The following is a 21,239-nucleotide window of genomic DNA, read 5'->3' on the forward strand; positions in this document are numbered from 1 at the left end:
AGGATTAAGTTCAGGGTTGGTCGTTGACGCGCACCACTCTCCCGATACCTTGACCTCTGCATGTGCATGTAACAGGTGGGGTCTAGGTGAAGGGTTGTGCGTACGGGGATGAGATCGCTGAGATCGCGTCGAGGGTGGGGCATCGGGGCCGTCGTGGCCGCCGGAGTGTCCGGGGTTCTGATCGTGCAGGGTGTGAGCGGCGGCGGTGCGGACAGCGCGGCCGACGACGGCAAGCCGTCGTCGGGGCCGATCGCGAGCGAGGAGTACGCGGCGGCGCTGAAGGTCGCCGCCGACGGTGACTCGGCCACCCTGGCCAAGCGGGACACCAAGCCGTTCAGCATGCTCGGCGTCACCTGGTCCGACCCGTCGGCCACCATCGCGGGCAAGGTCGAGGTCCGTACGCGCGACGCGGGCACCGACACCTGGTCGTCCTGGCTGGAGCTGGGCACGGACAGCGGCCCCGGCGACGAGGGCGCGACCCGTGCCGGTACCGAGCCCGTATGGGTCGGCGCGTCCGACGGCGTCGAGGTCCGCGTCGACGGCAAGGCGTCCACCGAGCTGCCCGAGGGTCTGCGCGTCGACATGATCGACCCCGGTACCGGCGGTTCGGTCTCGGACCTGGAGCCCGCCGCCTACGTGGCTGCGGAGAGCGCGACGCCCGACGCGACGACCACGCCGGAGGTGACGGAATCCGCCTCGCCGACGGCGTCGGACTCGGCGTCGGCCTCCGCGTCCGCCTCCGCGAGCGAGTCGACCTCCGCGGCGCCGTCCACCTCCGCCTCGGCGTCCGCGTCCCCGAGTGCCTCGGCTTCCGCGTCGGCCTCGGCCACGCCGTCCGCCTCGACGAGCACCGGCACGACCGCCCCGACGTCCACCGCGGCCAAGCCGCCGATCACCTCACGGGCGGGCTGGGGCGCCGACGAGTCGCTGAGCCCCGAGGCGCCGGACTACCTGGCCAACGGGATCAAGGCGGTGGCCGTCCACCACAGCGCCGGGACCAACGACTACACGTGCGCCGAGTCGGCGTCGATCATCCGGGGCATCTACACGTACCACGTGAAGACGAACGGCTGGAAGGACATCGGCTACAACTTCCTGGTCGACAAGTGCGGCACCATCTTCGAGGGCCGCAAGGGCGGGGTCGACAAGGCGGTGCTGGGTGCGCACACCTACGGCTTCAACACCCAGACCACCGGCGTCTCCGTCCTCGGCGACTACAGCAAGGTCGTCCCGCCGACCGCCGTACTGACCTCGGTGGCCCGCGTCGCGGCCTGGAAGCTCGGCCAGTACGGGGTCAACCCGACCGGCACGACCACGCTCACCGCGGGCGCCGCCGGCACCAGTGAGTACAACACCAGGACGTGGGAGACGGGCGACAAGCTCAGCTTCCCGACCATCTTCGGCCACGGCGACAGCTACGCCACCGAGTGCCCGGGGACCAACCTCCACGCCGCGCTGCCCACCATCCGCGCCTACGCGGCGGGCCCGGTCTCCGGTCTCGCGCTCAAGTCGGTGACGGGAGCGGGTACTTCGGGTACGCGGACGTACACCAAGTCGGCCATAACGGTCGGCTGGTCGGCGACCACGCCCGCCGCGCTGATCAGCAAGTACGAGGTGCTGGTCGACGGCAAGGCCGCCGCCACCAAGGCCGGTTCGGTGACCTCGGCGAGCGTGAACCTGGCGCTCGGCACGCACACCGTGTCCGTCCGGGCCACCCACATCTCCGGCAAGACGACGACCACCGCGGCCGCGACCGTCGTCGCCGAGACGACCGCGCCGACCTTCACCACCGCGCCGAACCTCGCCCTGCGCACCGGCACGGTGAGCACGACGGCCGTCCCGGTCACCCTGAAGTGGAAGGCCACGGACACCGCCGCCCTGAAGGAGGTACGCCTGACGGCTCCGGTCGCCAAGACGTACGGCCCGACGGTCACCAGCGCCGCCCTGACCTCCAAGTCCGGCTCGGCCACGACCTGGTCCATGACCGCGTACGACCAGGCGGGCAACACGAAGGCCGCCTCGGTCGCCGGTACGCCGGTGATTCTCCAGGAGACCTCGGCGACCCGTACCGGCACCTGGGCGACGAAGTCGTCGACCAGCTACCTGGGCGGCAAGTCGTACACCAGCTCCACGAAGAACTCCTCGCTGACCTGGACGTTCACCGGCCGCTCGGCCGCCCTCGCGGTGTCACGGGCCTCGACGTCCGGCCAGATCAACGTCTTCGTGGACGGGGTCAAGGCCGCGACGGTCGACCTGAAGTCGTCGACGACGAAGTACCGCGACGCGATCTGGACGAAGAGCTGGAGCGCGAGCGCCAAGCACACGGTCAAGATCGTGGTGGTCGGCACGACCGGCCGCCCGGCGGTCACGACGGACGGTCTGGTGTACCTGAAGTAGACGGGGTGCGCCGACCCCGGTGAGTGAACAACCTGAGTGCCGTCCTCATACGGCGCTCAGGTTGTTCCCATTTCCGGGGCCTAGCCTCGCGCCCCATGCGCACGCTGATACTCCTCGCCCTCGCCGGCCTCGGTGCCCAGCTCGTCGACGGGAGCCTCGGGATGGCCTACGGCGTGACGTCGACGACCCTGCTCCTCGCCATGGGCACCAATCCGGCCGCCGCCTCCGCGACCGTCCACCTCGCCGAGATCGGTACGACGCTGATGTCGGGCGCCTCGCACTGGCGCTTCGGGAACGTGGACTGGAAGGTCGTCGTGCGGATCGGGGTGCCGGGGGCGGTCGGCTCGTTCCTCGGGGCGACGGTCCTGTCGAACCTCTCCACGGAACTCGCCGAGCCGCTGATGTCCGTGATCCTGCTGGGTCTCGGGGTGTACGTCCTGTCCCGGTTCACCTTGCGCGGTCTGCCGAAGGGACAGCTGGGCAAGCCGCTGCGGAAACGGTTCCTGACTCCGCTCGGGCTGGTCGCCGGGTTCCTGGACGCGACGGGCGGTGGCGGCTGGGGGCCGGTGGGTACGCCCGCGCTGCTGGCCGGCGGGCGGATGGAGCCGCGGAAGGTGATCGGCTCGATCGACACCAGCGAGTTCCTGGTCGCGGTCGCCGCCAGCCTCGGTTTTCTGCTCTCGCTCGGCTCGCAGGGCCTGGACTGGCAGTGGGTGACCGCGTTCCTGCTGGGCGGGTTGGTCGCGGCGCCGATCGCGGCCTGGCTGGTCCGGCTCGTCCCGCCGAGGGTGCTGGGCTCGGCGGTGGGCGGGGTCATCGTGGTCACCAACGTCCGTACGCTGCTGAGGAGTGGCTGGGTGGAGGTGTCGGGCCTGGTCAGTACTTTCGTATACGTACTGCTGTACGGGCTGTGGGCCGCCGCCCTGGCGTACTCGATCCGGGCGCACCGCAGGGACGGGAATGCGGAGCGGGGAGAGCACGCCGAGGAGCGGCGGCCGGTCGTGGCCCAGTAGATCCGTTACGGTCTCGGACCTCCTGGCGGCGGGCCGGATCAGGCGCTGTCGACACCCACGGTGAGGGTGGCCTTGTAGCCGTCGGAGACGCTGGAGCCGAGTGCGGTGAGCGTCAGCAGACCGGAGGCGGCGCCACCGTCGTCGTAGATGCTGTCGTTGGAGAGGGTGGTCTCCGAGGTGGTGTTCTCCGAGTACGGGGAGGTCGCCTGGATCTCCGCGTTGATGTCCTCGTCGAAGAACAGCTGCCCGGTGTGGATGACCTCGCCGCCGGTGTACGAGGTGTCGGTGAGCGTGACGTCGGTGTGGACCCGCATGTGGACGTGGGTGCAGCGGGAGACGTAGTGGCCGGGCCAGATCGAGATCATGCTGGCCTCGCCGTTGGCGTCGGTGAGCACACCGCCGCGCAGGAAGGTGCCGTTGTCCTCCTCGGTGTGGCCGTTGCCGCCGACGAAGCCGGAGTACTCGCCGAGGTGGTCGCAGTGCCAGATCTCGACGAGGGCGCCCTCCAGCGGGGCGCAGTCGTTGGCGACGTCGACGACGGTGAAGGTGTACTGGACCTCGACGCCTTCCTTGTCCTCGCGGATGTCCTCCCGGACGAGGGCGCCGTCGAGGGAGTAAGGGCCTTCGGTGACCTCGGCGTTGAGGACGCAGACGCTGCTCGTGGTGGACGAGGAGCTGTCCTCGGCGGTGGTGGTGGCGGAGTCGGACTCCGTGGTCGTGGTGGTCTCGCTGGCGGAGGCGAAGCCGGCCACCGCGAGTCCGCCGACGACCGCCGCGGTGCCGCCGCCGATCAGGACGCGACGCCGCTTGACGGTCTTGTCGAGCCGGTGCTTGCCCATGGAGGCGGTGGTGTCGGAGGAGGCCTCGGGGGCGCTGTTCTGGGGGTTCGTGTTCTCTGTCATGTTCCGGAAACTTAGGCGGGCATCTGAGGATTACCTTAAATCGCGGCTATGAATGCCCTGGGGACCTACCTCTCAACTCCGTTGGTTTGGGGCAGAGTTGGGGCACACTCCGCGTGGCGTGACGATGGCTGCGGGTTACATGGACGGATGGAACAGGCCGCGTGTGAACGGGGGATTGGCCGGGGATCGACCTGGCTGGTGTCCGCCGGGACACCTATGCTGCGACCGCCCCGCCTTCACAGATTCTTCACTGCTCAACCACAGGTTGGGCGTGGCGATGGGTCTGCTCACGGGTCTGCCCATGTGTCTGCCCATGTGTCTGCATTTGGCATGCCCATGACTACGTGAAGGCTGTGTGCGTGATTCTCACCCCCCACCGCAACAGCACGACGAAAGGGAGAAACATGGCTGCTGGCCTGCTCGTGGGCGGCGCGATAGCCGCTCTGCTCGCCGCCGCGGTACCCGCGCAGGGTGCCGGGTCGTCCTTCGAGGACCCGCCCCCGGACAAGATCGTCATCAAGGTCGCCACGGTGAACGGCTCCGGCTGTCCCGCGGGTACGGCCGCGGTGGCCGTCTCCGGCGACAACACCGCCTTCACCGTCACCTACAGCGACTACCTCGCCCAGGCCGGCGGCAACTCCGACCCGACGGCGTTCCGCAAGAACTGCCAGCTCAACCTGCTGGTGCATGTCCCGGCGGGCTTCACGTACGCCATCGCGAGCGTCGACTACCGCGGCTTCGCAGCCCTTCAGCGCGGCGCGAGTGGCGTCCAGCGGGCCTCGTACTACTTCCAGGGCTCGCCGAGCACGGCGTTCCGCACCCACACGTACAACGGCCCGCTCAACGACAACTGGCAGGCCACCGACACCACCGACTGGGCCCAACTGGTCTGGGCACCCTGTGGAGTTCAGCGCAACTTCAACATCAACACGGAGCTTCGGGCGAACGCGGGCACGTCCACGGGCACCAGCTTCATGGCGATGGACTCGACGGACGGCGACATCGACACGATCTATCACCTGGCATGGCAGCAGTGCCCGGCGAAGTGAGGGTCTGAGCACCAGGCGGGGTGTGGACATCACGGTCGTGTCCACACCCCGCTGTGGTGAGTTACGTCGGCACTACCGGCGTCAGCTGCTTTCGACGCCCACGGTCAGCGTCCCCGCGTACCCCGCCGAGGTCGAACTCCCCAGCGCGGTAAGGGTGAGGAGGCCGGAGGCGGCGCCTCCCTCGTCGTAGATCGAGTCCTGGGCGAGGGTGGTGCGGGTGACCGTGTTGGCCGCGTAGGTCGCGAGCGCCGCCACCCTGGTCGTGATCGTCTCGTCGAAGAACAGCTGGCCGGTGTGGAGTTCCTGGCCGCCCGTGAACGAGCCGTCGGATGTGAGCGTGACGTTCGTGTGCACCTTGAGGTGGATGTGGACGCAGCGGCCCCGGTACCAACCCGGGTACACGCTGGTGATGTTGGCGACGCCGCTGGAGTTCGTCAGCACACCACCGCGCAGGAAGGTGCCGTTGTCCGGTTCGCTGTGGCCGTTGTTGCCGACGAAGCCGGAATACTCACCGAGGGCGTCGCAGTGCCAGATCTCCACGAGCGCGTTGCTGAGGGGTGCGCAGGTGTCGTCGTCGACGACGGTGAGGGCGAGCTTCAGCGGGATGCCGGTCTTGTCCTCGCTGATGTCGGCGCGGACGTACTGGCCGTCGAGGTAGTAGGGGCCTTCGGTCATCTCCTTCGTGAGGGTGCAGACGGCCGCGGCGGCGACCGGAACGGCGGTGTCCGCGGTGGGGGTGGACGTTTCGGGCACGGCGGCGGCCACGGCCAGGGTGGCGGCGGTGGCGCCGGTCGCGATCAGTACGGTGCGGCGCCTGATCGCAGTGGGGGGAGTTTCCGAAATCTCTGTCATGAACACGGCAAGCTAATGGTGGTTTCTGTCGATGAGCTGTCGAGAAGCTGGGGATTGGGCAAAGTGACGACACGTCAAGTCACTTGTGAGACAGGGGGTTTGTCGCCCCTGGTCGGTCGCCCCTACCACCGGGTCGGCAGCGGTCGGCCCATGAACGCGTCCAGGAGGACCCGGCCTCCCATCGGCCGGTCGAGCCGCACGGTCATCTTCTCGCCGCGCAGGTCGGCGGTGCAGATCTCGCCCGTCGTGTTGCCCCCGAGGATCGTCGCCGACAGCACCACGCTGCCCTCCGTCTCCAGGGCGTCCACGGCGGGGCCGTCGTCGCAGGACCCGTGGTACGCCACGACGGTGACGGAACGGCCGTCCTCGGACACCTCGATCAGTCGCCCCATTTCCTGAAGTCCGTCACGCGTCGACCGGCCGCCCGCGGCCTTCCCGATCGGGGGCTTCGGCAGCTTCGACGGTTTGAGGGCGACCCGCTTGAGCGGCTCGTCGTACCCCTTCAGCGTGAAGAACCAGGCCGGCACGGTCGCCGGGCCACGGCTCGTCACCATCGTCATCTCACCCAACTTCGCGCCGGTGACGGTGAGTTGAGGGTCCGTGGGGCTGTCGACGCGGTCCAGGGCGGTGTACGTCTCCCGCGCGTCCAGCAGGGGCAGGGTGAGCGATTCCCCGTCCGCCCACTTCACCTGTCCCTTCTCGGGTGCGGCGGTGGGGAGTTCGCCGCGCAGCAGGTAGTTCTCCAGCATGTGGGCGATCCGGTCGTCCTCGCTGTGGAAGCCGTCGCCGGGCGGCTGCGGGGCCGTGTCGCCCATGGGGTAGAAGCCCTCGCGCCACGCCTTGGCGGCGGCGGAACCGTCCCAGGCGTCGGCGACCTGCTGGGCGCGGCTTGGCGAGGGCGCCGGGCTGCTGCTCTTGGGGGCGGAGGGTTTCGAGGCGTTGCTGTTCTCCGCCTTGTCGCTGCCGCAGGCGGTCAGGGCCAGGGACAGGCTGAGGGCGAGCAGGAGTTGGGCGCTGGTGCGGGTGGTGTGCGTACGCATGGGTCCCCCCGGGGCTGATGCTGTCGTGACTGTGACGCATAGGACCCGGTTTGCGTTCGATGCTGCGGTCTACGGTCTGCGGAGGGTCACCTGGGCGGAGTGCACGGGCTCGGCGCCCGCGCCCGGGGTCGGCTCGTCGAAGCATTCGAGCAGCAAGTCGCCGCGCAGGTCGTCGAGTTCGCTGCGGGCCTCCTCCAGGAAGGCGGTGGCCCACGCCTCCAGGGACGAGTCCCGCAACGCGACGTTCGAGACCTGGCTGAACTCCGGTCCGCCCAGCCCCTGCCAGCCGGCCCACTGCTCGTCGTCGAGACGGACGCGCACGCGGTACCAGTAGGACTGCCAGTAGGGCTTCTTCATCAGACCTTGACGGCGTACGCGACGAAGTCGGCCCAGGGGGTGGGGGAGAGGGCGAGTTGGGGGCCGGTCCTGTCCTTGGAGTCGCGGATGTGGATGGTGCCGGGTGAGGTGGCGACCTCGACGCAGTCGTCGCCGGAGCCGCTACTGTACGTGGACTTGCGCCAGGACAGGGCGACTTCGACGCAGTCGCCGGAACCGCTGCTGCTGTGGCTCGACTTGAACCAGGCCAGTCCACCGGTGCTCATAGTTCCCCTCGCATCCGCTCCAACAGGCTCACGGAGTCTTCAAGCGTGAGAGCCTGTGCACGCATCCTGGCATATCGCTGCTGGAGCACGCTGATCGCTTTGATGTCGGAGATGAGTTGGCCGGTCACGGGGGCCTCGGTGTAGGCGTACCACCGGTGCTCCGGGGTTTCGGCAAGCCGCATGGGCCCGTGCAGTCCGGCGTGCGACTTGCGTACCAGCGGCATGACTTGGATCTCCACGTTCCGCCACTGCGCGATCCGCAGTACGTGATCGATGAGGTCTCGGGTGATGTCCTCGCTGCCCGTGCAACGGCGGAACAGGTGTTCTTCCAGGATGAAGCCGAAGGCGGTGTTCGGACGCTCCCGGAGCAACTCCTGACGCTTGGCGCGTGCGATCCAGTGGGCCTCGATCTGCTCGTTGGTCAGCGGCGGCAACTCGTCGGCGAACAACTGCCGTGCGTACGCCTCCGTTTGCAACAAGCCCGGAAGCATGCGGCACTCGTAGGTGTAGAGGGAGATCGCCTTGGCCTCCAACAGTGCCCAGCGCCGGAACCACGCCGCCAGCCCCGGCTGCCGGTTCAGGAACTCCGCCGCCTTCTTCAGTGCGCCCGTGTTGCCGAGGGCGACATCCGCCCGCTCCACGAACACCGGATCCGGCATCCTCCTCCCCAACTCCACGGAGGCCACCGTGTGTTCGGAGAACTGCACCGCCTGTGCCAGTTCCTTCCTGCTCATCCCCAGGTGTTCGCGCAGGGCCTGGACCACGGCCCCGAACGTCCGCAGACTGTCCGAGGACTCCGGCTCGCCGCCCGTCATCCCCTGCGTGCCCTCAGCCATCGTCGGCCACCTCTCGCGCACTCGCCCCGCTGCACACACCCGATCCGTCCATGGTCACGCCCGGTGATGAGTACTGTCCAGTCCGTAACCGCGTACGCTGCCCCGGCGTACACGGCTCCGACCTGGTGAAGTACTGCTCCCGCCCGGCACATTGGGCTCATGAGCGCACCTTCAGCCCCTCAACACCCGGTTACCGTACGTATGTTCAGGCAGCGGCTCAGCGCCACTCCGCGCGGCGCCCGTCTCGCCCGGCGCCTCGCCGTGGGCCAGCTGAACGCCTGGCGCATCCCGTACGGCTCGGACGTCTCCGAGGTCGTCGCGCTGATCGTCGCCGAGCTGGCCGCGAACGCGGTGACCCACGGACGTGTCCCCGGGCGGGACTTCGAGCTGCGGCTCGGGCTCATGACGGGCAGCGTGCGCGTAGAGGTCACCGACAGCCGCAGCGGGCCACGCCCACCGGGCCCTATGGACGTACGGGCTCCGTCGCCGTTGGCGGAGTCGGGGCGCGGACTGCTCGTCGTGGACGCGGTGGCGGACCGGTGGGAGGTGCTCGACCGGGAGCCGCCCGGGAAGACGGTACGGGCCGAGGTGGACGTACCGGGGCGGCTGCCGCTGGTGAGGCAGATGTAGGGGTGGATCGTCCTCGTCGGCGAGGGGAGGATGGTGATCCGTCGGGGACAGGGGGGAACGCGACATGGGGACACTGGTCGAATTTCTCTTGATCGGGATCGTCGCGTGCGGAGCGGCGGCGGTGGTCCGTTCGACGACCCGTAGACGCGCAGGCAGACGCAGCAGCGAACTGGCCGAATCGAGCGCGGGCAAGCTCCCGTGCCGGGTGTCCTGGCAGGCCGGTACCGGGAGGAAGGGCTTCGTGTACGGCAAGGTGGTGGCCGGGGTCGGCACCGATGGTGAGTTGGCCTTCTCGCGGCGGTGGAAGGACTCGGTGGAGCTGCCTCGAAGCGAGTGGATTCACCGGGAGGAGAGCTGGCGGGCGGGGCTGGTCAACCTGCGCTATACCGCTCCGGGCCGGGGCGAAGTCCGCATCCTGCTCAGCGAACGGGACGCCGACACCCTTGAGGTGCTGCTGCGCGGCGGACGCTGATGCCCGGAGCCGGTGAGGCGAAGGCCGTACGCATGGCCGTGGACGACGCCGTCAAGCGCCGCTCGCGCCAGGAGTTCTTCGACGCCATGGCCTCCGGCGAACTGGACTTCGGCGAAATCATCGAGACCACCGGCCCTCGCAACGCCGACGGCTCCCTCAGGCGCACCGGCGATCAGGTCACTTGACGCAGGGCCGCTGCCGCTGGACGCGTCGACGCCCAGGCCCGGGAGTGAGTCCGGCCTGGGCGTCGGAACACAGCGTCGGTCAGGACTGGAGTGTGGGCAGGACCGCTTTGGCCACCACCCAGCTCGTGCCTGTCGCCGCTGTGGTTTTCACGCCGTTGACATCGATCGGCGGGCGGTTCGGGGAGACGATCCTGGAGGCCGAGCCGTAGTTGCCGTTGTACGCGGTGCACGTGACGTATTCCTCGGTGGGACCGGCCGGGCCGGGCTCCCTGATCCGCACGGTCACGCACACCGGGTCCAGCTTGGCCACGATCGTGTTGTGGGCGTTGACGAGGGTGCCCTTCAGCCCGGCGGTGTCGAAGCCGGCGCGCGCTCGGGCGACCAGCGAGATCGGGCCCACCGCGTCGACGGCGAAGCCGAGTTGGTCCAGTGCCGCCTTGTCGGTGACGGCGCCGAGGAGGCTGTCGATCCGGGTCACACAGCCCGTGGTGTCACGGGCGAACGCCTGAAGCGTGTCCGTCGTGAAGCGCGTGATGTCGGCGAAGTCAATGACGGCCTGCCGGGCACAGGCCCGTGCGTCCGCCGTGGCGACCTGGTCGATGTGCGAGAGGATCTCCGTCTTCGCCGAGTCGATCGCGCTCAGGATCTGCTGTGTCGCCTGCTCCAGGGTCAGAGCCTGACTCGCGGAGTACGCCTGGTAGGCCGCGTACGCCGCCTGCACCACCGCGACGTAGTCGATCGCCAGCGCGGATCGCTGCGAGTGTGCCGTGCCGGCCGATGCGGCCGGTGTGACCGGCGCGGCCTGAACTGCCTGTGTGCCCAAGGGAATCATGGTCGTGGCGGCGAGTATCACGCCCGCCGTTCTGGTCGCCCATAACGCTCTCATCGTGCTCCCCTTATGAAAAGTCGTGGATTCCGTCCGTCGCGGGTACGACTCTTCCAGCGGCCGGGGAGAGGCGTCTTCGTGACATCGGGTGAAATGACTCGCCGCCGACGCCACGCTTTCATCCGATGTCACGAGACGGACGGGCTCGTCGTCCCGACCCCGGCCGGCTTCAGTTTTTCCTCAGCTTCGCCCCCACCGTGTCCCCATGTCGGAACACCGCCCCCGCACCCCCGAAACCGAGCACAGCCGCCGCTGGTTCATGAACAAGGCGCTGCTCACCGGTGGAGTCGCCGCCCTGGCGACCATGACCGGCTGCTCCTCCGGATCCGCGAGTACGAGTGCCTCCTCCTCGTACGGCGGCCCCCCGAACGGTATGCCCTCCGGCGGGCCCGGAGGCGGCGGGGGAGGGATGGGACCCGGGGCCAGTGAGGTCAAGTACGCCGACTTCACCGGTGTCACCACCGATGGGAAGATCGTCGACGACCTCTACTCCATCCACTCCACCGACGTCCCGACCGACTCCATGGTCAAGGCCGCGCAGGCCTTCCTCGACGGGCTCTCCAGCGCCGAGCGGAAGTCCTGCGTCTTCGACGTGGACGACGACGAGTGGCTGAAGTGGAGCAACGTCGACGGGTACGAGCGGCAGGGCGTCCGGATGGGCGACATCACGGAGAAGCAGCGCGACCTCGGGTACGCGCTCCTCGGCGTCGCGCTGTCCGCCGACGGGCTCACCCAGACCCGCAACATCATGACGCTCAACGCGTTCCGAGACACTCTCACCGAAGGTGCCTACTTCTTCACCTTCATGGGGACCGTTCCTAGAGGCTGAGCGGGAGTGAGTCCTGTTGCCAGGTCTCGTGCTCGGCCGAACGCCCCGGACGGTGTTGGGCGTTCTGGTTGTCCGCGTTCGCTCCGCGTCCGGCGTGCACGGATCGTGTCCGTGGTCCGGAGATGCGGGGGCGGGTTCCCTCACGCCCAGGAACACGCCGACCAGCCTGGATGGTCCGATGCCCCTGCTCATCACTCCGGTGAGCAGGGGGCGGTGCCGTCCGTCGCCGGATCGGGTGTCCCTGGGCGCGCCTTCCGATCGCCACGGCAGCAGCATCATGGCGAGTGGTCTTGCGGTTCTTCGTGGTGAGGGGTTTCTGCCAGTGCTGGGCACCCCATTTCGAGGTATAGGCGGGGTCGACGGCGATGACCGCGATGCCTGTTTGGTCGGCCATCGAGGCGAGCCGGGTGCGGAGTTTGCCGGTGGGCATGCCGGAGATCAACTGCCGGAAGCGTTTCCTGCGGCTGTGCTTCTCACGGGTCTTCTCGGCGGCGAAGTCCAGGTCCTCGACCGCGATCGCCTGCACGCCACAGGCTCTGGCCCAGTGCAGCAGGCGGGTCAGGGCGTGACGGACTTGGGCGTCGCGGTGTTGGGCGGTGCCGGTGAGGTCGTAGAAGAAGCGGCGCGGGCTGCCGGTGGGGTTGCCGTGGGTGTCGAGGCGCCAGGCGGCCAGGTGGTCGGCGTTCATGTCGACACCGATCACACCGTGGGCGAGCGCGGCCTCGATCGGGAGGGTGGGGGTGGGCGGGAGCTGCCAGGACGCGGTCAGATACCAGCGGTCCCGGCCCGCATCGAGGTTGATGCGGTAGGCGATCGCCCGGTTGGCAGCGACACGGTCCGCCCACTCCTCGCCCCGGTGCGCGAACGCCACTCGGCACGCCAGCACGTACCGGCCGTGCGGGGCGTTCGCCAGATGTGCGAGCGGTGCGGGCAGTTTGATGCTCGCCTCGCCGTCGGGGCTGATCCGGATGGTCTCGTTGCCGTAGCGCTTGCCGGACTCCCCGTCGGCCTGGCAGAACCAGCGTTCCGCCTCCCAACGCCCTCGCCAGGCGGACTCGGTGTGCTGGGCCGCCTCCAGGTGGTGGCGGGTGCGGGCCAGCCGTTTGCCGCCCCGTACGACGTGGACGAGTCCGGCCTCGCGGTCCGCCCGCGCGGCGGCCAGCCGGTCCTGAAGTACACGCAGCCGCCGCGACTTCGCATGCCACTCCCGCCGCGACCGGTAACCCCCGGGCGCCTTCTTTGTCCCCTTCTGCCCGACCGGCTGGCACAACCGACCCTCAATGGTGCGGATACCGACTTCCAGGCTGCGGATGTGCGCCGACTGGCCACGCCTGGCCAGCGCCCACTGGTCATGCGTGGCTTTGGTGATACTCCCCGCCCACCGCGAGGATGACAGCGGCGTCAGTCCCCGCTTACGCACCGCCCAGGCGTCACCGGAATGCTCCAGGCCGTCCCGGCAACGCGCCTTGAGATCCTTCGAAGCCAGCGACCCCAGATGCGCACCCACCAGACGCAGCACCTTCTCATCCCCCGGCGTCAGCTGCTTGAGGCGGGTCCGGACGGCCACACCGCCCGGACCGGACGCGACGAATGGCGCCGCCACACTCCTCAGCTCACCCACCCCGCCACCCCCGCCCGACGAACCCGTCGCCATGGGAAACGAGCACCGCCCATGAAGGTCACGCATTCGATGAGAGAACGTCAGTTCCCCACCGAAAATCGACCCCACAGCCGAGGTCCGCGACACAGACCACCCCCACTCACTCCCACTCACCAGAACACTCATGTACGCACTCCAGCGACAGCAGTTCTAAAACCTCTTCCACCACCAAGCCCTGGGGTTTCCAGTACGAGGGCCATCACGTCGCCATCAACTACTTCGTCCTCGGTGACCAGGTCGTCATGACCCCGACCTTCATGGGCTCCGAGCCGACCTCGGCCACCTACAAGGGCGAGAAGATCACCACGTTCAAGAAGGAGACCACCGCCGGTCTCGCCGCGCTGCGCGCCCTGACCGACGCCCAGCGCAAGAAGGTGATCTCCTCCGAGACCAAGGCCGGCGACAACCTGAAGGCCGGTGCCGGCCAGGACAACCTCAAGCTGGCCTACCAGGGCCTGGCCGCCGCCGAGTTCAGCGACACCGCGCGGACCAAGCTGCTCGACCTGGTGCGCGTCTACGTCGGCAACATGGCCGACGCGCACGCGGAGGTACGGATGTCCGAGGTGGAGGAGCACCTCGACGACACGTACTTCTACTGGATCGGCGAGACCAAGGACTCCTCCGCCTTCTACTACCGCGTACACAGCCCCGTCGTCCTCATCGAGTACGACGCCCAGTCGCCCCTCGCCTACGGAAACAAGGACAGCAGCGGCAACGGCGGCGGCATGGGCGGGCCCGGCGGCACGCCCACCCAGCAGCACATCCACACCATCATCCGGACGCCCAACGGCGGCGACTACGGCGTCGATCTGCTCAAGCTCCATCTGGAGAACGACCACTGACGGATCGTCAGTGCGGACACCGAAGGGCCGTCACCCGGGCATGGGTGACGGCCCTTCGGCGAACCGATCGGTCGGGTCAGCTCACCTGGCCCATGCCCGCCGCGTTCGGCCAGCTCTGGGCGGCGGGCCAGCCCGTCGCCGGGGCGGGGGCCAGGCCCGGTCCTGTCGTGCCGCGGACCTGGGCGGCCGTGAGGCCGTTGCGGGCCGGGACACCGGACGGGGTGGGCTGCTGCTGGCCCATCGGCATCTGGGGCTGCTGCATCTGCATCTGCGGCTGGGGGACCGGCTGAGGCTGCTGCATGGGCGTCTGCATCTGCATGCCCCCGCCGTAGCTCTGCGCACCGCCGTAGCTCTGCGCGGCCATCGCGGCCGGCATCTGCTGCATGGCGGCGGGCATCGGCATGGCCGGTGCGGGGGACGGCATGCCGCTACCGAGGGCCTGAGCGGCAAGGCCGGGCATACCGCCCCCGTTGGTGGCGCCGACGAGTCGGTCCACCGCCGCCGTGCCCGAGCTGTAGTTGGTCCCTGTACCCAGCTCGGGCACGGCGGCTCCCCTCCTGCTCCCGTAGAGCACCTGTTCCAGGCCGGACACCAGGCGACGCACATCCACCTGGGGGCGCACCACGAGGCGCAGGAAGCGGCTGGACGAGCCGATCTTGTTGCCGCACTCGCGGACCAGGATGCGGTGCTCGGTGAGCAGCCGGTCGCGGACCACGGTGCCCTCGGCGCCGACGGGAAGGCGCACGAAGAGGAAGTTGCCCTGCGACGGGTAGACCGTCAGGCCGGGCAGGGACGAGAGCTGGCTCGCCATGTCGAGACGGTCGCGGCGCACCTGCTGGAGGCTCTGCGCGTACTCCTGGCCGTGCTCCTTGAGCATGAACACCACGTACTCGGCGAAGGCGTTGAGGTTCCACTTCGGCAGCATCGAACGGACGCGGCCCGCGAGCGACGGGTTGGCGACCATGTAGCCGAAGCGGATGCCGTGCAGACCGAAGTTCTTGCCGAGGCTGCGCAGGACGATCACGTTGGGGCGGATCATCGCCTCCTGCACGACGCTCGGTTCGGCCTCCGCGTCGGCGAACTCCAGGAACGACTCGTCGATGATGACGAGGTCGAGGTCGGCCATCGCGTCCATGAACTGCACGAGCGCGTGCTTGTGCAGGAAGCCGCCGTCGGGGTTGTTGGGGTTGCAGATGACGGCGACCCGGGTGCCGCGCGCCCGGATGAACTCGGCGTACTGGGCGAGGTCGAGGTTGAATCCGCTGGACTCCTGGAGCGGGAACATGTCGACCCGCTTGCCGGTCTCCATGGGCTGGTCGGTCCAGCGGCCGAAGGTGGGGACGGGGACGGCGAGGGACTCACGGACCAGCAAGTGGTCGATCCAGGTGATCAGTTCGGTCGAGCCGTTGCCCATCGCCACCGCCTGCGGCGGCAGTTGGAGGAGGTTGCACAGCTCCGCCGTGATCGTGTCGGCGCCGCTCGGGTAGAACGTGATGATGTCCCGCAGGCGCGCCGACATGGTGTCCATCATGGCGGGGGTGGGGAAGTACGGGTTGCAGGGAATGCAGAAGTCGACCGGACCGGTCCCGTCGCTCTCTCGCGCCAGCGCAGCCATCGACGGACTGTGGGCCGCCGTGCTGCGAAAGAGCGAGGTGACGTTGTCGGCCATGGAACCTCCGTATGTGGCGAACCCGTTGGGGAGGACGGGCCCTCCGACTCTTGGGTGGCCCGCGCGGGGGAGCGCGGGCCGCTCTTAGATACGGATGCCTGTGGGGCGCTGTTCAACCGCTGTGGTTTCGATGGGAATTTGTGAAGTACCTGTGAAACCGATCATCACTCTTACCGTTGGTAACGTTTGCTGTCACCATGACTGATGGAGATTACGCGCCGAATGAGTGGATCGTCGTCGTGCGATAAATCCGGTCGGGGCGCAGCACGGTGGAGGGAAAATCCGGCCGGTTCGGGGAGTCCGGGTAGTGCTGTGTCTCCAGGCACAGCGCGTCGCCCTGACGGTGGATCGTGCCGCCGCTGCCGACGAGGGTGCCGTCGAGGAAGTTGCCCGAGTAGAACTGGAGCCCCGGCTCGGTGGTCGCGATCCGCAACGTGCGCCCGGACGCCGGGTCCTTGAGCGTGGCGACGTGCTCCGGCTCCGCCGTGACGCCCTTGTCGAGCACCCAGTTGTGGTCGAACCCCTTGGCGTACAGCAGCTGTTGGTGGGCGGCGCGCAGATCCGCGCCGACCGTCTTGGGCGTACGGAAGTCGAAGGGCGTGCCCGCGACCTCGGCCGGTTCACCGACGGGGATCAGACCGGCGTCGACGGGGGTGTAGCGGGCGCCGGCGATCTCCAGCTCGTGCCCGAGGACCGAGCCGCCGCTCTCGCCGGCCAGGTTCCAGTAGACATGGCTGGTGAGATTGACGACGGTCGCCCTGTCGGTGCTCGCCTCGTAGTCGATCCGCCAGTCGCCGTCCTCGGTGAGGGTGTAGGTGACCTTCGTCGTGAGCGTGCCGGGGAAGCCCATCTCGCCGTCGGCGCTGGTGAGTTGGAGCCGCAGTCCGACGTCCGTGCCCTGCTCGAAGGGCTCGATGTCCCACACCCGCTTGTCGAAGCCCTCGGCTCCGCCGTGCAGGCTGTTCTCGCCGTCGTTGACGGACAGTTGGTACGAGGTGCCGTCCAGGGTGAACCGGCCCGCGCCGATCCGGTTGCCGTACCGGCCGATCAGCGCGCCGAAGTAGGGGCTGGCGGCGACATAGTCCTCGATGGTGTCGAAGCCCAGGGAGACATTGGCGTACCGGCCCTCCCGGTCCGGGATCTCCAGGGACTGCACGATCCCGCCGTACGACAGGACCTTCAGCCGGGTGCCGCCGTTCTCCAGCGACCAGCGGTGGATCTCCGTCCCGTCGGCGAGCTTGCCGAAGAGTTCCTTCATGGTGTTCCTGCCTCCCCACATGCGGAGGGGCCTCGCGGACGGACTGCCCGCGAGGCCCCGGCGAACTACCTGTCTACGAACCGACCTTGCGCTTGTTCCACACGTCGAACCCGACCGCGGCCAGCAGGGCCAGGCCCTTGATGACCTGCTGCCAGTCGGAGCCGACGCTGAGGAGGTTCATGCCGTTGTTCAGCACGCCGAGGACGAGACCGCCGATGATCGCGCCGAGGATGGTGCCGACACCGCCGCTCATGGACGCGCCGCCGATGAACGCCGAGGCGATCGCCTCGAGTTCGTAGTTGAGGCCCGCCTTCGGCGAGGCCGCGTTGAGGCGGGCGGCGATGGCCATACCGGCCAGGGCCGCGAGCGCGCCCATGTTCAGGAAGACCAGGAAGGTGACCTTCTTGTCCCGGACGCCGGACAGCTTCGCCGCCGGAAGGTTGCCGCCGATCGCGTAGATGTGACGGCCGAAGACGGCGTTGCGCATGACGTAGCCGTAGCCGACCACCAGGACACCGAGGATCAGCAGGATGATCGGCGCGCCCTTGTAGCTGGCGAGCAGCATCGTGACGACGAGGATCGCGGCGACGATGGAGACGAGCTTGAGCAGGAAGATGTTCCCGGGCAGCACCTCCAGCGCGAACTCCTGCTGGCGCTTGCGGTCACGGACCTCCTGGAGCACCGCGAAGACGATCAGGGCGAGGCCCAGCAGCAGCGTGAGGTTGTGGTAGTTGGTCTCCGGACCGGTCTCGGGCAGGAAGCCGTTGCCCATCTTCTGAAGACCGTCCGGGAACGGACCGAGGGTCTGGCCCTCCAGCAGGATCTCCGTCAGCCCGCGGAAGATCAGCATGCCGGCGAGGGTGACGATGAACGACGGTATGCCGCCGTACGCGATGAAGAAGCCCTGTACCGCGCCCGCCACCGCGCCCATCAGCAGGCACAGCACCACGGCGACCGGCCACGGCACATCGTGCTGCACCGTCAGTACGGCCGCGAACGCGCCCACGAACGCCGTCAGTGAGCCGACCGACAGGTCGATGTGGCCCGCGATGATCACCAGCATCATGCCGATCGCGAGGATCAGGATGTAGCTGTTCTGGAGGACCAGGTTGGAGACGTTGCGCGGCAGCAGCAGGTCGCCGTCGGTCCAGACCGCGAAGAGGGCGACGATCAGGCCGAGGGCTATCAGCATGCCGTACTGGCGCATGTTGCGGCGCAGGCCGTCCAGCACCAGCTGGAGCAGGCCACCGCCGGTGGCCGAGCCGCCGGACTTCCCGGGCGGCGCCGGGGCCGGGGTCTTGGCGGTCACATCCGTGCTCATCGGGATACCTCTTTGTCCTTCGTCATCTGGCGCATCAGCACTTCCTGCGTGGCCTCGGCCCGCGGGACCTCACCCGTGAGCCGCCCGGCGGCCATGGTGTAGATGCGGTCGCACATACCGAGCAGTTCGGGCAGCTCGGAGGAGATGAAGACGACCGCCTTGCCCTCGGCGGCCAGCTTGTCGATCACCGTGTAGATCTCGAACTTGGCGCCCACGTCGATCCCGCGCGTCGGCTCGTCCAGGATCAGCACCTCGGGCCCCGCGAAGATCCACTTGCTGAGGACGACCTTCTGCTGGTTGCCGCCCGACAGCTTGCCCACCGGCTCGAAGACGGTCGGCGCCTTGATGTTCATGGACTTGCGGAAGCCCTCGGAGACCTGCCGCTCCTCGTGCTCGTCGACGACACCGCGCTTGGAGACCTTGCCCAGGGCACTGAGCGAGATGTTGCGGTTGATGGTGTCGATGAGGTTGAGGCCGTAGTGCTTGCGGTCCTCGGTGACGTACGCGATCCCGTGGCCGACCGCCTCGGACACGGTCTTCGTACGGATCTCCTTGCCGTCCCGCAGGACCGAGCCGCCCGTGTACCGGCCGTAGGTGCGCCCGAAGACACTCATCGCGAGTTCGGTGCGGCCCGCGCCCATCAGGCCCGCGATGCCGACGATCTCACCGCGCTTGACGTTGATCGACACATCGTCGACCACCTTGCGCTGCTGGTCGATCGGGTGGTGCACGGTCCAGTTGCGGACCTCAAGGGCCGGGGCCGCGCCCACCTCCCCCTCGTACGGGGTGCGCTCGGGGAACCGGTGGTCGAGGTCGCGGCCGACCATTCCGCTGATGATCCGGTCCTCGGTGGTCTCCTCCGCCTTCACGTCGAGGGTCTCGATGGACCGCCCGTCGCGCAGGATCGTCACCGAGTCGGCGACCTTGCGGATCTCGTTGAGCTTGTGGGAGATGATGATCGAGGTGATGCCCTGGTTCTTCAACTCCAGGATGAGATCGAGGAGTTTGCCGCTGTCCTCGTCGTTGAGCGCCGCGGTCGGCTCGTCGAGGATGAGCAGTTTCACCTTCTTCGACAGCGCCTTCGCGATCTCCACGAGCTGCTGCTTGCCCACGCCGATGTCGGTGACGCGGGTCTCCGGGTGGTCGTCGAGGCCGACCCGGCGCAGCAGTTGGGACGCGTGCCGCAGGGTCTCGTTCCAGTTGATGAAACCGCGCGTGGCGTGCTCGTTGCCGAGGAAGATGTTCTCCGCGATGGAGAGATACGGCACCAGGGCCAGTTCCTGGTGGATGATCACGATGCCGTGCTGCTCGCTGGCCCTGATGTCCTTGAAGGTGGAGATCTCTCCCTCGAAGAGGATGTCCCCCTCGTAACTCCCGTGCGGGTGGACGCCGGAGAGGACCTTCATCAAGGTCGACTTGCCGGCGCCGTTCTCCCCGCAGATGGCATGGACCTCGCCCTGACGGACGGTCAACGTGACGTCCGACAGCGCCTTGACGCCAGGAAAGGTCTTGATGATCGAGCGCATTTCCAGGACGGGTCCCGCCATGGTCGTGCCTTCCAATCCCTAGAATGCGGCGGTTAGTTGAGGTCGCTCGCCTTGATGTAGCCCGAGTCGACGACGACCTTCTGGTAGTTCGACTTGTCCACGCTCACCGGGGTGAGCAGGTACGCGGGAACGACCTTCGAGCCGTTGTCGTACGTCTTGGTGTCGTTGGTCTCCGGCGTCTTGCCGTTGAGCGCCGCGTCCACCATGTTCGCGGCCACCTTGGCGAGTTCGCGGGTGTCCTTGTAGACGGTCATCGACTGCTCGTCCGCGATGATCGACTTCACCGAGGCGACCTCGGCGTCCTGGCCGGTGACGACCGGCAGCGGCTTGCTCGCGCTGCCGTAGCCGTCCGACTTCAGCGCCGAGATGATGCCGATGGAGATGCCGTCGTACGGCGAGAGCACCGCGTCGACCTTGCCGCTCTTGTAGGAGGCGGTGAGGATGTCGTCCATGCGCCGCTGCGCGGTGGCACCGTCCCAGCGCAGGGTGGTGACCTGCGTCAGCTCGGTCTGGCCGGACTTGACGACAAGCTGCTTCTTGTCGATGTACGGCTGAAGGACCTTCATCGCGCCGCCGAAGAAGTACCGCGTGTTGTTGTCGTCGTTGGAGCCCGCGAACAGCTCGATGTTGAACGGGCCCTTCTTGGAGCCGTCCGCCAGGCCGAGCTTCTCCAGGATGTAGTTGCCCTGGAGCTCGCCGACCTTCTCGTTGTCGAAGGACGCGTAGTAGTCGACGTTCTTCGTGCCGAGGATCAGACGGTCGTAGGAGATGACCGGGATCTTGGCGTCGGCGGCCTGCTGGAGCACGTTGTTCAGCGACTTGTTGTCGATCGCGGCGACGATCAGCGCGTCCACACCCTGCGTGATCATGTTCTCGATCTGCGAGACCTGCTGGTCCGGCTCGTCCTCGCCGAAGACCAGCTTGGTCTTGAAGCCCTTGGCCTCGAGGTTCTTGACGACGTTGGCGCCGTCGGCGATCCAGCGCTCGGAGGACTTGGTCGGCATGGAGATGCCGATGGTCGCGTCCTTGGCGTCGCCGGAGCCCGCCTCGCTGCCACCATCACTGCTCTGACCACAGGCGGTGAGGGAGAGGGCGAGAGCGGCGGAGGAGGCTATGGCGGAAAGTGCGGCTCTGCGAGTACGCATGATCATCATCCTTGATGTCTTGAGGCCTGGAGCGGTCTGGCGGTACGGGCGCCCTGTGGGCTGAGCGAGGGAGAGACCGAGCGGAGTCGTGGAGACGAGTCGTG

Annotated in this window: 21 protein-coding genes; 8 read left to right on the forward strand and 13 right to left on the reverse strand. The window is 68.1% G+C overall.

All coding sequences use genetic code 11. The features are described from left to right. Positions 1 to 108 precede the first annotated feature (108 nt). Both OG787_RS34815 and OG787_RS34820 read left to right on the forward strand, forming a co-directional pair. Positions 109 to 2,397, forward strand: a complete 2,289-nt coding sequence (locus tag OG787_RS34815) for a peptidoglycan recognition protein (RefSeq protein ID WP_369035752.1) — start codon at positions 109 to 111, stop codon at positions 2,395 to 2,397. A gap of 95 nt (positions 2,398 to 2,492) precedes the next feature. Continuing rightward, on the forward strand, positions 2,493 to 3,410 hold the full coding sequence (locus tag OG787_RS34820; protein ID WP_405537861.1) for a sulfite exporter TauE/SafE family protein: 918 nt from the start codon (positions 2,493 to 2,495) through the stop codon (positions 3,408 to 3,410). A gap of 38 nt (positions 3,411 to 3,448) precedes the next feature. Here the strand turns inward: OG787_RS34820 and OG787_RS34825 are convergent, their stop codons facing one another. Beyond that, positions 3,449 to 4,312 carry an intradiol ring-cleavage dioxygenase gene (locus OG787_RS34825; protein ID WP_369035754.1) on the reverse strand — a complete coding sequence of 288 codons (864 nt, stop codon included), beginning with the start codon at positions 4,310 to 4,312 and terminating at the stop codon, positions 3,449 to 3,451. Between the two features lie 404 nt (positions 4,313 to 4,716). Between OG787_RS34825 and OG787_RS34830 the strand changes: the two genes are divergently transcribed. After that, positions 4,717 to 5,361: a DUF4360 domain-containing protein gene (locus OG787_RS34830; protein ID WP_405537862.1), complete on the forward strand. Its 645-nt coding sequence runs from the start codon at positions 4,717 to 4,719 to the stop codon at positions 5,359 to 5,361. Positions 5,362 to 5,442: 81 nt separating this feature from the next. On the opposite strand, the gene OG787_RS34835 is transcribed toward OG787_RS34830, so the two are convergent. The 5 genes from OG787_RS34835 to OG787_RS34855 all read right to left on the reverse strand — a co-directional run bounded on the left by OG787_RS34835 (position 5,443) and on the right by OG787_RS34855 (position 8,691). After that, positions 5,443 to 6,213: an intradiol ring-cleavage dioxygenase gene (locus tag OG787_RS34835; RefSeq protein ID WP_369035756.1), complete on the reverse strand. Its 771-nt coding sequence runs from the start codon at positions 6,211 to 6,213 to the stop codon at positions 5,443 to 5,445. A 122-nt stretch (positions 6,214 to 6,335) separates the two neighbouring features. Then, positions 6,336 to 7,253 (reverse strand): hypothetical protein, encoded by a 918-nt coding sequence (locus OG787_RS34840; protein ID WP_405537863.1) that lies wholly within the window; start codon positions 7,251 to 7,253, stop codon positions 6,336 to 6,338. Between the two features lie 69 nt (positions 7,254 to 7,322). Further along, on the reverse strand, positions 7,323 to 7,610 hold the full coding sequence (locus OG787_RS34845) for a hypothetical protein (protein WP_405537864.1): 288 nt from the start codon (positions 7,608 to 7,610) through the stop codon (positions 7,323 to 7,325). Beyond that, positions 7,610 to 7,855, reverse strand: coding sequence for a DUF397 domain-containing protein (locus OG787_RS34850; protein ID WP_405537866.1), 246 nt, complete (start codon positions 7,853 to 7,855; stop codon positions 7,610 to 7,612). Before OG787_RS34850 ends, OG787_RS34845 begins: the two co-directional genes overlap by 1 nt. Then, positions 7,852 to 8,691: a Scr1 family TA system antitoxin-like transcriptional regulator gene (locus OG787_RS34855; protein WP_405537867.1), complete on the reverse strand. Its 840-nt coding sequence runs from the start codon at positions 8,689 to 8,691 to the stop codon at positions 7,852 to 7,854. Before OG787_RS34855 ends, OG787_RS34850 begins: the two co-directional genes overlap by 4 nt. A 201-nt stretch (positions 8,692 to 8,892) precedes the next feature. On the opposite strand from OG787_RS34855, the gene OG787_RS34860 reads away from it, so the two are divergent. From OG787_RS34860 to OG787_RS34870, 3 genes are all read left to right on the forward strand, one after another. After that, positions 8,893 to 9,321 (forward strand): ATP-binding protein, encoded by a 429-nt coding sequence (locus OG787_RS34860; protein ID WP_405537868.1) that lies wholly within the window; start codon positions 8,893 to 8,895, stop codon positions 9,319 to 9,321. A 64-nt stretch (positions 9,322 to 9,385) separates the two neighbouring features. Then, entirely contained in the window at positions 9,386 to 9,793 is a 408-nt protein-coding gene (locus OG787_RS34865) for a hypothetical protein (protein WP_369035762.1), read from the forward strand. Beyond that, on the forward strand, positions 9,793 to 9,978 hold the full coding sequence (locus OG787_RS34870; RefSeq protein ID WP_369035763.1) for a hypothetical protein: 186 nt from the start codon (positions 9,793 to 9,795) through the stop codon (positions 9,976 to 9,978). The genes OG787_RS34865 and OG787_RS34870 overlap by 1 nt, the downstream gene beginning before the upstream one ends. Before the next feature lie 79 nt (positions 9,979 to 10,057). Here OG787_RS34870 and OG787_RS34875 read toward each other — a convergent pair whose 3' ends face one another. Further along, positions 10,058 to 10,801 (reverse strand): hypothetical protein, encoded by a 744-nt coding sequence (locus OG787_RS34875; protein ID WP_405537870.1) that lies wholly within the window; start codon positions 10,799 to 10,801, stop codon positions 10,058 to 10,060. 268 nt (positions 10,802 to 11,069) lie between these two features. Here OG787_RS34875 and OG787_RS34880 point away from each other — a divergent pair, with 268 nt between their 5' ends. Then, a complete protein-coding gene (locus OG787_RS34880) occupies positions 11,070 to 11,693 on the forward strand; it encodes a DUF3500 domain-containing protein (RefSeq protein WP_405537872.1) in 624 nt (207 codons plus the stop codon). Here the strand turns inward: OG787_RS34880 and OG787_RS34885 are convergent. Further along, a complete protein-coding gene (locus tag OG787_RS34885; protein ID WP_405537873.1) occupies positions 11,683 to 13,296 on the reverse strand; it encodes an IS200/IS605 family accessory protein TnpB-related protein in 1,614 nt (537 codons plus the stop codon). The genes OG787_RS34880 and OG787_RS34885 overlap by 11 nt on opposite strands. Here OG787_RS34885 and OG787_RS34890 point away from each other — a divergent pair. Beyond that, positions 13,284 to 14,195: a DUF3500 domain-containing protein gene (locus tag OG787_RS34890; RefSeq protein ID WP_405537874.1), complete on the forward strand. Its 912-nt coding sequence runs from the start codon at positions 13,284 to 13,286 to the stop codon at positions 14,193 to 14,195. The genes OG787_RS34885 and OG787_RS34890 overlap by 13 nt on opposite strands. A 76-nt stretch (positions 14,196 to 14,271) precedes the next feature. Here the strand turns inward: OG787_RS34890 and OG787_RS34895 are convergent, their stop codons facing one another. The 5 genes from OG787_RS34895 to chvE form a co-directional block, all read right to left on the reverse strand. Then, the gene (locus OG787_RS34895) at positions 14,272 to 15,864 is read right to left on the reverse strand and encodes a pyridoxal phosphate-dependent aminotransferase (RefSeq protein ID WP_405537875.1); all 1,593 of its coding nucleotides are present in this window, start codon (positions 15,862 to 15,864) and stop codon (positions 14,272 to 14,274) included. 211 nt (positions 15,865 to 16,075) lie between these two features. Continuing rightward, on the reverse strand, positions 16,076 to 17,143 hold the full coding sequence (locus OG787_RS34900) for an aldose epimerase family protein (protein ID WP_405537876.1): 1,068 nt from the start codon (positions 17,141 to 17,143) through the stop codon (positions 16,076 to 16,078). A 52-nt stretch (positions 17,144 to 17,195) separates the two neighbouring features. Next, entirely contained in the window at positions 17,196 to 18,443 is a 1,248-nt protein-coding gene (gene mmsB / locus OG787_RS34905) for a multiple monosaccharide ABC transporter permease (RefSeq protein ID WP_405537878.1), read from the reverse strand. Further along, the gene (mmsA, locus tag OG787_RS34910) at positions 18,440 to 19,990 is read right to left on the reverse strand and encodes a multiple monosaccharide ABC transporter ATP-binding protein (RefSeq protein WP_405537880.1); all 1,551 of its coding nucleotides are present in this window, start codon (positions 19,988 to 19,990) and stop codon (positions 18,440 to 18,442) included. The genes mmsB and mmsA overlap by 4 nt, the downstream gene beginning before the upstream one ends. A 32-nt stretch (positions 19,991 to 20,022) precedes the next feature. After that, a complete protein-coding gene (gene chvE / locus OG787_RS34915) occupies positions 20,023 to 21,135 on the reverse strand; it encodes a multiple monosaccharide ABC transporter substrate-binding protein (protein WP_405537882.1) in 1,113 nt (370 codons plus the stop codon). Between the last annotated feature and the right edge of the window lie 104 nt (positions 21,136 to 21,239).

Origin of the sequence: Streptomyces sp. NBC_00075 (genome assembly GCF_045041225.1) — a bacterium.
Lineage (GTDB): Bacteria > Actinomycetota > Actinomycetes > Streptomycetales > Streptomycetaceae > Streptomyces > Streptomyces adonidis.